Origin of the sequence: Propioniciclava coleopterorum, from assembly GCF_011393335.1 — a bacterium.
Taxonomy (GTDB): Bacteria; Actinomycetota; Actinomycetes; order Propionibacteriales; family Propionibacteriaceae; genus Propioniciclava; species Propioniciclava coleopterorum.
This window is the reverse complement of the sequence record NZ_CP049865.1, coordinates 1,952,401-1,964,579: the sequence shown is the minus strand read 5'-3', so window position 1 is coordinate 1,964,579 and position 12,179 is coordinate 1,952,401. Positions and strand designations below refer to the sequence as shown.

General features: G+C 73.2%; 14 protein-coding genes, 1 tRNA gene and 1 pseudogene. 6 read left to right on the top strand and 10 right to left on the bottom strand.

What is annotated here, in order from left to right; genetic code table 11:
- Position 1: 1 nt before the first annotated feature.
- A tRNA-Ser gene (locus tag G7070_RS09420) sits at positions 2 to 86 on the bottom strand.
- Positions 87 to 178: 92 nt separating this feature from the next.
- On the opposite strand from G7070_RS09420, the gene G7070_RS09415 reads away from it, so the two are divergent.
- Complete coding sequence (locus G7070_RS09415) at positions 179 to 1,150, top strand: NAD(P)H-quinone oxidoreductase (protein ID WP_166233523.1); 972 nt, start codon at positions 179 to 181, stop codon at positions 1,148 to 1,150.
- A gap of 91 nt (positions 1,151 to 1,241) precedes the next feature.
- Positions 1,242 to 2,447 carry an MFS transporter gene (locus tag G7070_RS09410; RefSeq protein ID WP_166233522.1) on the top strand — a complete coding sequence of 402 codons (1,206 nt, stop codon included), beginning with the start codon at positions 1,242 to 1,244 and terminating at the stop codon, positions 2,445 to 2,447.
- A 60-nt stretch (positions 2,448 to 2,507) separates the two neighbouring features.
- On the opposite strand, the gene G7070_RS09405 is transcribed toward G7070_RS09410, so the two are convergent.
- Positions 2,508 to 3,002, bottom strand: a complete 495-nt coding sequence (locus tag G7070_RS09405; protein WP_166233521.1) for a methyltransferase family protein — start codon at positions 3,000 to 3,002, stop codon at positions 2,508 to 2,510.
- 91 nt (positions 3,003 to 3,093) lie between these two features.
- Here G7070_RS09405 and G7070_RS17770 point away from each other — a divergent pair, with 91 nt between their 5' ends.
- The 4 genes and pseudogenes from G7070_RS17770 to G7070_RS09395 all read left to right on the top strand — a co-directional run bounded on the left by G7070_RS17770 (position 3,094) and on the right by G7070_RS09395 (position 6,126).
- A complete protein-coding gene (locus G7070_RS17770; RefSeq protein ID WP_206079704.1) occupies positions 3,094 to 3,702 on the top strand; it encodes a hypothetical protein in 609 nt (202 codons plus the stop codon).
- A 96-nt stretch (positions 3,703 to 3,798) separates the two neighbouring features.
- A complete protein-coding gene (locus tag G7070_RS17765) occupies positions 3,799 to 4,209 on the top strand; it encodes a hypothetical protein (protein WP_206079703.1) in 411 nt (136 codons plus the stop codon).
- A pseudogene (locus tag G7070_RS19900) lies at positions 4,173 to 4,895 on the top strand (histidine kinase); the annotation flags it as partial. The gene G7070_RS17765 and the pseudogene G7070_RS19900, both read left to right, overlap by 37 nt.
- A gap of 541 nt (positions 4,896 to 5,436) precedes the next feature.
- Complete coding sequence (locus tag G7070_RS09395) at positions 5,437 to 6,126, top strand: response regulator (protein ID WP_166233520.1); 690 nt, start codon at positions 5,437 to 5,439, stop codon at positions 6,124 to 6,126.
- Between the two features lie 231 nt (positions 6,127 to 6,357).
- Here G7070_RS09395 and G7070_RS09390 read toward each other — a convergent pair whose 3' ends face one another.
- From G7070_RS09390 to G7070_RS09360, 8 genes are all read right to left on the bottom strand, one after another.
- Positions 6,358 to 6,573, bottom strand: coding sequence for a hypothetical protein (locus G7070_RS09390; protein WP_166233519.1), 216 nt, complete (start codon positions 6,571 to 6,573; stop codon positions 6,358 to 6,360).
- Between the two features lie 187 nt (positions 6,574 to 6,760).
- Entirely contained in the window at positions 6,761 to 6,925 is a 165-nt protein-coding gene (locus G7070_RS17755) for a hypothetical protein (RefSeq protein WP_206079701.1), read from the bottom strand.
- Positions 6,922 to 7,596 (bottom strand): ABC transporter permease, encoded by a 675-nt coding sequence (locus G7070_RS09385; protein WP_206079700.1) that lies wholly within the window; start codon positions 7,594 to 7,596, stop codon positions 6,922 to 6,924. The genes G7070_RS17755 and G7070_RS09385 overlap by 4 nt, the downstream gene beginning before the upstream one ends.
- A complete protein-coding gene (locus tag G7070_RS09380; protein ID WP_166233518.1) occupies positions 7,593 to 8,441 on the bottom strand; it encodes an ABC transporter permease in 849 nt (282 codons plus the stop codon). Before G7070_RS09380 ends, G7070_RS09385 begins: the two co-directional genes overlap by 4 nt.
- Positions 8,434 to 9,354, bottom strand: a complete 921-nt coding sequence (locus tag G7070_RS09375; protein ID WP_206079699.1) for an ABC transporter ATP-binding protein — start codon at positions 9,352 to 9,354, stop codon at positions 8,434 to 8,436. The genes G7070_RS09380 and G7070_RS09375 overlap by 8 nt, the downstream gene beginning before the upstream one ends.
- Before the next feature lie 113 nt (positions 9,355 to 9,467).
- Positions 9,468 to 9,977, bottom strand: coding sequence for a DUF1707 SHOCT-like domain-containing protein (locus G7070_RS09370; protein WP_166233516.1), 510 nt, complete (start codon positions 9,975 to 9,977; stop codon positions 9,468 to 9,470).
- A gap of 54 nt (positions 9,978 to 10,031) precedes the next feature.
- Positions 10,032 to 10,604, bottom strand: coding sequence for a DUF1707 SHOCT-like domain-containing protein (locus G7070_RS09365; RefSeq protein ID WP_206079698.1), 573 nt, complete (start codon positions 10,602 to 10,604; stop codon positions 10,032 to 10,034).
- A gap of 13 nt (positions 10,605 to 10,617) precedes the next feature.
- Complete coding sequence (locus tag G7070_RS09360; protein ID WP_166233515.1) at positions 10,618 to 11,952, bottom strand: DUF4921 family protein; 1,335 nt, start codon at positions 11,950 to 11,952, stop codon at positions 10,618 to 10,620.
- Positions 11,953 to 12,179 lie beyond the last annotated feature (227 nt).

The following is a 12,179-nucleotide window of genomic DNA, read 5'->3' as shown; positions in this document are numbered from 1 at the left end:
GCGGCGAGGGTGGGATTCGAACCCACGGAGGCTTGCACCTCGGCCGCTTTCAAGGCGGCTGCACTAGTCCACTATGCGACCTCGCCCGATCGCCCACATCCTAGCGAGCGGCGGCGTCCCCTTCCGGACATGGGCGACGCCGTCCCGCGCGCGTCGGGCGCGCGTCTAGGGTGAGGGCATGCGAGCCGTCGTCACGAAGGAAGCCGGAGGGCCCGAGGTCCTCACCGTCGAAGAGGTCGAGACGCCCACCCCGCGGCGCGGACAGCTGCTGATCGAGGTCGTCGCCGCCGGGGTCAACCGGGCGGACGTGCTGCAGCGGCAGGGCCACTACCCGCCGCCCCCGGGCGAGAGCCCGATCATCGGACTCGAGGTGGCGGGGCACGTCGCCGCCGTCGGCGAGGACGTCACGGGCTGGTCGGTCGGCGACCCCTGTGTGGCGCTGCTGGCCGGCGGCGGGTACGCCGAGTTCGTGGTCGTGGACGCGGGGCAGGTCGCGCCGCCGCCCGACGGCGTGGACCTGGTGGAGGCCGCCGGGATCATGGAGGTCGCGGCCACCGTCGTCTCGAACATGGACGTCGTGGGGCTGCAGCCGGGAGAGACGCTGCTCGTGCACGGCGGCACCGGCGGCATCGGGATGTTCGCCATCCAGTACGCCAAGGCGCTGGGCTGCCGCGTGGCGACCACGGCCGGGTCGCCGGAGAAGCTGGCGCTGTGCCGCGAGCTCGGCGCGGACATCGCGCTGGATTACCACGACGACTGGGTCGCCGAGCTCAAGGAGGCCACCGACGGCCACGGCGCCGACGTCATCCTCGACATCATGGGCGCCAAGTACCTCGGCTCGAATGTCCGCAGCCTGGCCCGCCTGGGCCGCCTCGTCATCATCGGGATGCAGGGCGGGGTGAAGGGCGAACTGAACATCAACGCCCTGCTGACCAAGTCCGCGACGGTGACCGCGACGTCGCTGCGCTTCCGGCCGGTGCCCGAGAAGGCGGCGATCGTGGCGCGGGTGGCGTCGCAGATCTGGCCCCTGATCGCGTCCGGGGACATCCGGACCGCGCACCAGACCCGCTTCCCGCTCGCCGAGGTGCGCGCCGCCCACGAGCAGCTCACCGGCGGCTCGAACATCGGCAAGATCGTCCTCACCTTCTAGCCGTACCGCCCGCTCCGGAGCGCCCGCCGCACCGCTGGCAACCGGGGGAAACGAATGGGGTTCGGAGATGGTCCGGCACTAGCCTGAGTCGGTGAACTTCCGCTCCTACGCCGTGATCTGGCGCTACCCGGCCGTGCGCCAGGCTGTGCTGCTCGGGGCGCTGGGCAAGGCGCCCTGGTTCGGCGTCATGGTGGTGCTGACCCTGCACGTCGTCGGCGACCTGGGCCAGAGCTACGCGAGCGCCGGCGTCCTGTCGGCAGTGTTCACCATCGCGGTCGCCGTGGCGTCCCCGCTGCGCGGCCGGCTGCTCGACACGCTCGGCCTGCGCCGGACGCTGCTGCCCAGCCTGATCCTGCTTCCGATCGGCTTCGTCGCCGCACCGTTCCTGGGCTACTGGGCGCTGCTGGGCGTGATGGCCGGCGTGGGGCTGCTGGCGGTGCCGTGGTTCGTGCTCACCCGCCAACTGGTCCTGGCGGCGGTCCCGGGCGAGCTGCGGCGTCCGGCGCTGGCGCTGGACTCGGTGGTCACCGAGATGGCGTTCATGGGCGGGCCGACGCTGGGCATCCTGCTCGCGGTCAACTGGAGCACCGGCTGGACGCTGACGCTGCTCGCCCTGCTGAGCATCACCGCGGCGGTCGCCCTGACGATCATCAACCCGCCGCTGGTGAGCGAGGGACGCACCGACACCGTCGACGGCCGGGGCGGCATCCGCTCGTGGCTGAGCGGGCCGGTCATCACCGTCTTCGTGGCCACCGTCGCCGTCGCGTTCACCCTGTCGGGCACCGACCTGGGCATCGTCGCCGCCACCCGCGCCATGGACTCCACGGTCATGCTGGCCGTCGTCATCATCGTGTGGGGCGGCGGTTCGCTGATCGGCGGGCTGCTGTTCGGCAGCCTGCCGCGCGGCTCGGTCGGCCTGACCCCGCTGATCGCCGGGCTGGGCGTCACCACGGCGCTCGGCGCGCTGGGCTGGACGCCGTGGGCGTTCACCCTGCTGATGGGGCTGGCGGGCTTGTTCTGCGCCCCCAGCCTCGCCGCGATCACCGAACGCCTGGGCGAGGTGGTCCCCGAGGCGAGCCGGGGCGAGGCGTTCGGCTGGCAGGGCACCTTCAGCACGCTGGGCAGCGCCATGGCCCCGCCGGTGGTGGGCTTCGTGATGGACGGCCAGGGCTGGCAGCTCGGCCTGATCGTCACCGGCGCCACCGGCCTGATCCTCGCCGGCGTCGGCTTGGTCTCGCTCCGGCTGGGACGCCGCGGCGTCCGGGCGTTCCGCGCCCGGGGCACGCGTCCGGCCTGACGTCACCCACCGGGTCCCCGTGCCCCGAATATCGCCGGGGTCGGGCCTCGGCACGTGTGCTCAGCCGGCGCCCTTCTCGCCCCCGCCGGGCCCGATCCAGCGGGGCACCCGCCGCACGTAGTCGTCGTAGTCGGCGCCGAACCGGGCGCGCAGCGCCGCCTCCTCGACCGGAACCTGCGTCCGGTCCAGCAGCACGACGAACGCGGCCACCGGGAGCAGCGCGGCCCAGGACCGGCGGGCGACGGCGTGCGCGACGAGCCCGCCGGCGAGCGCAAGGTACATGGGGTTGCGGGTGAACCGGTTGGGGCCCGACTCGACGAGCCGGGTCACCCCGTCGACGTCGAGCGGATCCACCGTCGTCCCCGCCCGGGTGAACCCCGCGATGGCCGTCACCCCCAGGGCTCCGGCGGCGCCCAGCACGGGGAGGGCGGCCAGGGTGGACGCCGGCGTGACGCGGCGTCCGGGCTCGCCGTCGTGGGCGTGGGGGCGGGAGATCGCCCACTGCAACCCCGCTGCGACGAGCGCGTACACCGGGGGTGGAAGTCGCCTGGTCATGCAGCCAGGGTGTCACGCGGCGTCCCGGCATCCCAGACCCCCCTCGCAGATTCCGCGCAACCTCCCCGCCGCCCCGCTCGTCTGGATCGGTATGAAGAGGACAACACAGGCAGTGCTCATCGCCACCACCCTTGCCACGGCGCTCACCGCGTCCCTGTTCTCCCCCGCCGCCGACGCCGCCCCGAGCCGCCACGGCTCGCCGACGGTCCCCAAGCGCGTGGCGCTGACGCCGCGCGACTTCGGCGAGCGCATCCCGCTCGCCCTGGACACGGGGAACTACCCCGACCAGCCCGCCTCCGTCGGGCAGTACTGCGACGTGACCGGCAACGGCGCCGAGGGCACCGAGCCGCGCCCCTTGGGCGGCCGCCAGTGGAACTGGCTCACCGCCGATCAGCGCACCAGCGTCACCGAGGTGGTGACCGTGTGGGGCGACGCGGCCCACGCCTTCGACCAGGTCGTGAGCGACACCGGCTACTGCCGCTACGCGGCGCTGGACTACCCGAACTACACCCCTCAGGTCGTCTTCGACGGCACCACGTTCGTCGCGAGCTGGGACGGCACCGTCGTCCTGACCACGCAGGTCGACCGCTCGCTCGTCTCGGTGAGCATCACCGGGGACGGTTCGGCGGGCGACCTCTCCGAGCGCGGGCTGCACCTGCTCGACCGCGCCGTCGCCCGCACCGACCGCGCGAACATCTGATCCAGCCGCCCGCGGCACCCCACCTGGTCCGGGCTCGCGCCCCGCGCGCGGGCCCGGACCTCTTCCGCCCCCGCCCCTGCCGGGCCACACTGGGGCATGAGCAACCCACCCCGGGTCGTCCTGCACACAGGCACCCCTCAGGCCCCCGGCGCCGAACTCGGCCCCGTGATCGCCCTCGCCCCGGACGCGGTGGTCACGACCGCCCGCTCCCTCCCACTTCCGCTCGTGGTGATCGCCGTGCCCGACGCCCTGACCCAGCCGGACGCCGGCCACGCGCTGCCCGACGGACGCCGCGCGTTCGCCGTGACGGCCGTCCACCTGCCCGAGCCCGGCATCGAGGGCGAGCCCGCCGCTGGGGTCCGGGCGGGACAGGGAGCCGACGACGCGTTCGTCACGCTCGCGCTCGAACTGGACGCGGCCGCCCTCGACCCACGCGACCCCGACATGCGGATGCCCGCGCGCTCGTTCTGGTGCCTGCTCTTCCCGCGGTTGCAGGTGTGCCGCTAGGGCGGGCCACGCTCGCCGCCGTGGTCCTCTGCGCGGCGGGCGGCTTCGCGCTGGAGAGTGCGCTGTGGGACGGGACCGCGGGACTGCGTCCCGGCGGCAGCGCCCCGGTCGCCGCCCTCGTCGCGGCGGCGCTCGCGGCTGTCGTGGCGGGGGCGGCCGCAGCCGTGCGTCCGGCCCTCGGCTTCGGCGCCGCGGCCGCGCTGTCGACGGCCATCGCGCTGTTGATCCCCGCGTGGGAGCCCTTCACGGGACTGCTGCTGGGGCTCTTCCTCCTCGCCCGCACGGCTGCGCGGGGGCCCGCGCTGCTCGCGCTCGCGGCCGCGGCGGTGCCTCTGGGCCTCAACGCCTGGAACTCGACCGCGTGGACGGGGCCGGTCACCGCCGATCGGCTCGTTCCGGTCCTGGCGCTGTGGTGGGGCGTCGCGGCGGCCGTCTGGGCGGTCGGCCGGGCCGCCGCCCGGTCCGCGACGCGCGTCCGCCACCTGGAGGCGAGCCTCGCCGAGGCGCGGCACGCCGCGCGGATCGCGGAGCGGCGCGCTGTCGCCCGCGACCTGCACGACATCGTGGCGCACTCGCTGGCCGGGATCGTCCTGCAGGCCGGCGGCGCCCGCGCGCTGACCGCGGCGGCCGGCGGGCGCACCGACCCGGTCGGCCCCCGGGTCGACACCGCACTCGACCGCATCGAGCAGGGGGCGCACCAGGCGCTGCGGGAACTGCACCGGCTCCTGGTCACCCTCCGCAGCGCCGACGCCGCGGAGACGGCGGACGGCGGCGAACGCCTCGGTGGGCTGGCCGACCTGGACGCCCTGGTGGACGACGCCCGGGCGAACGGGCTCACCGTGACCGTGGAGCGCTCGGGGTCGCCCCGCCCCCTGGACCGGAGCCTCGACCTGGCCGCGCACCGGTTCCTACAGGAGGCGCTGGCCAACGCGATGAAGCACGCGGGCGCCGGGGCGGAGATCGACCTCGGCATCGCCTGGGGCGAGGACCTCACGCTCACGGCGTCCTCCCGGGCGTCGGGGGCGCTGCTCCCCCGCGGCTGCCCGGCGGCCTGGGGCTGGTCGGGCTGGCCGAGCGGCTCGCCGCCGTCGGAGGCGGTCTGGAGTTCGGCCCCGACGGCGACCGGTTCGTCACGACCGCCCGGCTCCCCGTGCCCACCCCCGCACCCGTCACCGGCCCGCAGTCACCGCCCGAGGCGTCCGGGTGAGAATCCACGAGGAGGCCCCGATGACCGGAACCGATCCCGCCGCGCCGCTGCGCGTCCTCATCGTCGACGACGAGGCGCTCATCTCCGCCGGGCTGGAGATGCTGGTGGACGCGGCCCCCGGGCTGAGCGTCGCCGGGGTGGCGACCGACGGCCGCGACGCGCTGCGCCGGGTGGACGCCGACCCGCCCGACCTGGTCCTCATGGACCTGCGGATGCCGGTGCTGGACGGCGTCCGCGCGACCGAGGAGATCATCCGGCGCCACCCCGACGTCCGCGTCCTGGCGCTGACGACGTTCGCCGACGAGACGCTCATGTACGACGCCCTGCGCGCGGGGGCGAGCGGCTACCTGCTCAAGCAGGCGGCCCCCGGTCAGCTCATGGAGGCGATCCACCGCGTGGTCGGCGGCGGCGCCTGGATCGACCCGGCCATGGCCGGCACGGTGATCGACGTGCTGCGCGAGCGCGCGCTCCGGGCGGGGGACGCGACCGCGATCACGGCGGTCCTGACGCCGCGCGAGCAGGAGATCCTCACGCTCGTCGCCGACGGGCTGTCGAACCAGGAGATCCGCGACGCGCTGGTGCTGTCGGAGGCGACGGTCAAGACCCACGTCGCCCGCATCCTCATGAAGACCGGCTCCCGGGACCGGGCGGCGGCGGTCGCCCTCGCCTGGCGGACGGGCTTCTTCCGCGGCCCGGCTCCCCGGTCGTGACGCGCCGACGCCCCGTCACCGGGGGAGGTGACGGGGCGTCGGAGGGGGCGGACTACCAGGGCAGGCGAGGCCACTCGCAGCCGAAGTAGGGGCACGGGAAGGGGGTGCAGACGCTGAGGTCGCAGGGCGCCCGACCCTGGTCCCGCAACGGTGCCGCTGAGGCCGGCGCGGCGAGGCCCGCCGCGAGGATCAGACCCGTGGCGACCGCCGCCACGAGCCGCCCCGGCCGGCTCACTGCGGCCTCTGGCAGGTCTCGAACTTGTGGCCCAGGAACGTGGAACTCGTGAAGGTGAACCCGGTGTTCACGTTGACGTAGTTGTGGCTGCCGTTGGAGTTGGTGCCCGTGTGGACGATGGTGTCCGCCATCGCCATGGCGGGTGCCGCGACGAGGATGCTGCCCGCCAGGAGCAGGCCGGCCGCGGTGCGCTTGAAGAGGTTGCTCGCCATGATGCTGCCTTTCGTTCGGGGTGGAGGTTCCACCGGGACAGGCATCAGCCTCGCGCCCAGAGCCCGCTGCCCGCGTCCGCCCCGGACGGCAAACCGCCGGCCCGCCGCGTCCGCCCAGATCGGGCCGGCGGATACCGCCGTGGGATGACGACGGCGCGCCGCGTCCGGACCTCCGCGCTGGGCGGCGTCAGCGCAGGAACAGCGCCCGGAGCCGCAGGCTCGCCGCGGCGATCCCCAGCACGCTCATGACGACGAAGTAGCCCACGTGCACGAGCGTCCCGGGCGTGAAGAACCCCACCGAGAGCTGCCGCATCAGCTCGACGCCGTGCCACAACGGCAGCGCCTGGATCACCCACTGGATCGGCTGGGGTAGACCGTGATCGGATAGAGGGTCGCGGAGAACAGGAACATCGGCAGCAGCACCATCGGGACCAGGTCGAGCTGCTGGAAGCCCTTCATGAAGCTCGTCACCGCCATGCCGATGGATGCGAACCCGAGCGCGATCAGCAGCGCCACCGGGATCATCGCCAGCGCCCAGGCGCTCGTCACCAGGCCCATGGCGGCCAACACGCCCAGGAACCCGATCGCGTACAGCAGGCCGCGGAACAGCGCCATGAAGATCTCGCCGATCGCGACGTCCATCGGGCCGAGCGACGTCTGCAGCATGCCCTCGTAGACCTTGCTGTAGCGCAGCTTGAAGAACACGTTGTTGACCGAGTCGTAGATCGCGCCGTTCATGGCCGACGTCGCCAGCAGCGCCGGGGCGATGTACATCGCGTAGCTGATCGGGCGGCCGTCCGGGCCGGGCACCGACCCCACGAGCGCGCCTATGCCGACGCCCATCGCGAGCAGGTAGAACACCGGCTCGAAGAAGCCCGTGGCGATCACGCCCCAGTTGGCGTTGCGGATCACCCGGAAGCCGCGCTCGATCACGGCGCGGGCGTTGCCGGCGTACAGCGCCCCCAGCCAGGTGGGTCGGGCGGCCAGGCGGGCGCGGATCGGCGCCATCACGTCCAGGCTCATCGGACCAGCCTCCGGGTGAAGGTGCGGCCGGCGGCCCACAGCCCACCGAGGAACAACCCCACCAGGAACACGACGTGGACGACCGCCAGCCAGGGCGGCACGTCCAGCCCGAACGCCACCATGCGGGCGAGCTGCGTCCCGTGCCACATCGGGGAGACCCAGCCGATCCACTGCAGGTAGATCGGCATGGCGCCGAGCGGGAAGAAGGTGCCGGCGAACAGGAACATCGGCATCACGATCAGTCGCTGCACGAAGTTGAACTGCAGCCCCTCCTCCTGCAGCGTCGCCGCGTACGCCATCAGCGGGGTGAACATGGCCAGGGCGGCGAGCATCGCGATCGGGACCATCGCCACGGAGCCCGGCGAGGGCCACGCGCCGAACGCGAAGCCGATCATCCAGAACAGCAGGGCCTGCACCAGCAGCCGGACGCCGATGGCGAGCGCCTCGCCCTGGGCCATCTGCTTCGGCTCGAGCGGCGTGGCCTGCGCGGCCAGGTAGTTCATCTGCCACTTGAAGCCGCCGAAGATCGGCCAGGTGCCGAACTGGGCGCCCGTCGACACGACGGTCGAGACCAGCAGGCCCGGCGCGACGAACGTCAGGTAGGGGACGCCGTCGACGGGCTGCTGCACGATCGAGCCCAGCCCCAGCCCCATCGCGGCCAGGTACAGCACCGGGTTGCCGAGGGCGACGGCCAGCGTCGTGCCGAGGAACGGGCGCTCGGCGGCGTCCCGGTAGCCGGCGTACTGCACCCAGCCCCACCGGCGGGTGCGGTCGGCCAGGGCGGCGTGGTCGAGCCCGCTGAAGGTGATCTGCGGGCCGGCATGCGTGGTGGGGTGCTCAGTCAATGAGGCTCCTCCCGGTCAGCCGGAGGAACACGTCCTCCAGCGATGAGCGCCGCACGAGCGACGTCAGCGGGTTGAGCTGGCGGCGGTTGATCTCGTCCAGCAGGCCCTCGCCGTCGTGCGCGTACAGCAGGATCCGGTCGGGCAGCACCTCGATGCGCTCGGCGAGCTGGCGCATCTCCGCCTCCATCGCCGCGTTCCGGCTGGACCCGAACCGCACCTCGACGACCTCCCGCGTCGAGTAGCTGCGGATCAGCGCCTGCGGCGACCCCTCGGCCACGATCCGGCCGTGGTCGATGACGATCAGCCGGTCGCACAACTGCTCGGCCTCGTCCATGAAGTGCGTGGTGACGACCAGCGTCACGCCCTGCTCCTTGAGACGGAACAGGCGGTCCCACAGGATGTGCCGCGCCTGCGGGTCCAGGCCTGTGGTCGGCTCGTCCAGCAGCAGGACGCGGGGCTCGTTCACCAGCCCGCGCGCGATGGTGAGCCGGCGCTTCATGCCGCCCGACAGCGCCTGCACCTTCTCCTTGGCCTTGTCGGTGAGCTGGGCGAACTCGAGCAGCTCGTCGGCCTTGCGCTGCAGGTAGTCCCGCGGCAGCCCGAAGTAGCGCCCGTACACGATGAGGTTGTCGCGGGCGCGCAGTTCCTCGTCCAGCGAGTCCTGCTGCGGCACCACGCCGAGCGACGCCCGCACCTGCGGGCCGTGCTGCTCGGGGTCCAGGCCCAGCACCGTCAGTTCGCCCGACGTGCGCAGCGACGTGCCGCCGATCATGCGCATGGTCGTGGACTTGCCGGCGCCGTTGGGGCCGAGCAGGCCGAACGACTCCCCGGGCGCCACCTCGAAGGAGATGCCGTCCACGGCGGTGAAGTCGCCGTACTTCTTGGTCAGGTCGCGTGCCTGGATGACTGCCACGGGCGGAAAGACTAGCCCGCGCCACCGACAGGAATAAACAGCCGCTTCCCAGGTGCGCCACCCAGGCGGCTCCACGAGGGCTGTCCACCGCGCCGACGCGGAGACCCGGGACGTCAGCGGTCGGAGTCGCGCCCCTCGATCGCGTCGGGCTCGTCGCGTCCGGACGAGCCGCTCCCGAAGATGAGGCTCACCACGACCGGGATGCCGAGGCCGATCATGGGCCAGATCGGCCAGTAGTAGTTCGCGAAACCGGACGTCACCGAGATGACGAGCCAGATGATGTTGGTGATGAGCGCGACCGTCACCCAACTCCGCAGCAGGTCCTTCGACACGCGCCCCTCACGCCGGGCCACCGGGGCCGGCGCGGGCTCGGCGCGGGGCGCCAGGGCCACGTCCGAGATGAGCGGGACGACGTCCCCGAGGGTCTTGAGCGACAGCGCCCGCTCCAGTCGGGACTGGTGCTCGTCGGCGTCGAGCCGGCCGTCCTGGAAGGCGGACGCGAGCGCGCCCACCACGACGTCGCGGTCGGCGTCCGAGGCGCGGAACGTCGGGGCGGTCCGGGGGTCCGCGCTGAAGCGCGACCAGAGATCGCCGGGCGGCTCGACGGGCACGGGGTGGGTCATGATGGTCCTCCTGGCGCGACGCTGATACGTCGCCGGTGTGGAGACTACCTCCCGTCAGCGGTCGCCGGGTCGGCGCCGCTCGCGTCGCTGTCGATCGCTCTCGAGCGCGCGCCGGCCGCCGGTGTCGTGCCCGAGGTCGGGATGCGGCCGTCCGCCGCTCTGGATGAGGTCGATCAGGAAGAACACCAGCACCGGCACGAAGGTGCCGATCATCGACCAGATCGGCCAGTAGTACGCGGGGCCGCCGCCGGACGGCAGCCACGTCGCCGCCCAGATGACGTTCACCAGCGCCGCCAGGGCCACCCAGCAGACGAAGGCGGCGTTCCGGACCCGCCGCATCGGCCGGTGGGACGAGCGGGCGGGCGCGGGTCCGGCGGCGGGCCCGCTGACCACCACGTCGGCGATCAGCGGCGGCAGGTCCGCCAAGGTCTTCGCCGCGAGCACCCGCTCCAGCCGCTCGGCGTGCTCCAGGGTGTCCAGGCGACCGTCCTCGAAGGCGGCGTTCAGCACCCCGACGGCGACGTCGCGGTCGGCGTCCGAGGCGCGCAGCGCCGGCGAGGTGCGCGGGTCGGCGGAGAAGCGCGCCCAGACGGCCTCGGGCTGCTGGTAGGGAACGGGCTGGCTCATCGGTCCTCCTGGTTCAGCGGCGTCCGGCCGCGTACCGCAGCGAGTTGGGGCGGCACGGTGCCTCGAAGGCGAGCTTGAGATCCTCGGCGATCCGGTGCTCGGCGCGCAACGCGAACAACCGGTCCACCACCCGATCCCGCAGCGTCACGGGAGCGATCGTATTGAGGTAGATCTTCGTCGCACCCTCGAAACCGGCCAGCGTCGAGACGCGCCACTTCAGCATCACCCGCCACGGCATCGGAAGATCCACGTCCAGCGGCCGGTAGTGCCACTCCTCGTTGGTGGGGACGTCCGCGCCGGTCGCGGCGTGCATGGCGTGGATCATGTCGCTCATCGCGTGCCGCTCGGCCGGGGTGTGCTCCCACGGGAACGAGTGCTCCGACTTGGAGTAGATCTCGATGGTCGGGTAGCGGTGCCCGAAGCCGGCGAACGCGAGCGCGTGGTCGTTCTCGGCGATCATGAGGTTCCGGTAGGACGCGTAGTTGGCCGCCACCTCGTTGAACAGGTTGGGGTTGACACGCAGCTTCGCCAGCGTCGCCTCGTTCTGGACGCCGCGCTCGTCGATCGCGACGAGTTGCTTGTGCAGGTGGTCGAAGGACGCACCCGCGGGCTTGAGCCAGTTCTGGAACACGGTGACGTAGCGCGCGTACCGGTTGAGGTCGTAGAGCCCCTGGACGGCATCCACGGTGGCGTCGATGAACAGGCGGTGCTCGGCGGGCGTGAGCGTCCCCGAGCCGGCCAGCTGGGAGTCGTCGCGGGCGCCGGGCACGTAGTGACGGCGGGCGATGATCAGGTCGTGGCCGCCGCCGAAGAACCCGGATGCGGCCTCGATGCGGTCCTCCTCGCTCATCGCGGCGATGTCGGCCGGGTCGTGTCCCGATGCGCGCAGCTTCGTGCCGATCACCGCCAGGACGTGCGCGCGACCCTCGGGCGACTCCAGGTAGGCGCGCCGCCGCTCGGCGACCCGCACCGGCAGGGTGTAGCCGTAGTTGGCGTGCCAGTACTCGTAGCTGAGGATCTCGAACAGGTTCGGGACGCGGCGGAACTCGGCGACGGTGTCGTTCATGCGGGCGGCCGGGACGCCGTAGAGCGTCTCGTGGCCGTGCGGGGTGGCGACGATCCGGGACTTCTCGGGCGGGGTCTCGGCGTAACGCTTCTCGCAGAACGAGCAGTGCGCGCCCTCCCGCGCCGGGTCGAGGGGGTGCGGGTCGGGGTGGGCGATGCCCAGGGGCCGGTTGCCGCGCCCGGGCACCGTCCACACCTCGGTGCCGGTGAACGGGTTGAGCTGCTTCACGGTCCCGTCGGCGAGCTCGGTGAGGTACTCCGGCTCCCGCGCGTACGGCTGCATGCCCCCAGCCTGCACCGCCGCCGCGTCCGGGTCACCCCGCCGCGCCCGCGCGGCGTCAGTGCGCGGGCCCTCGGCGCCGGGACGCTGCTGGCGATCGCGGGCGGCGCGGCCTGCGGCCGGCGTGTCGTTCTCGTGCCCCCAGTCGCGCGCCCGAACCCGCCGACGAGGGGCGATGCAGGCGGGCTCGAGCGCTCGGGGCACCAGAACGACAGGTCCCGGCCAGCATG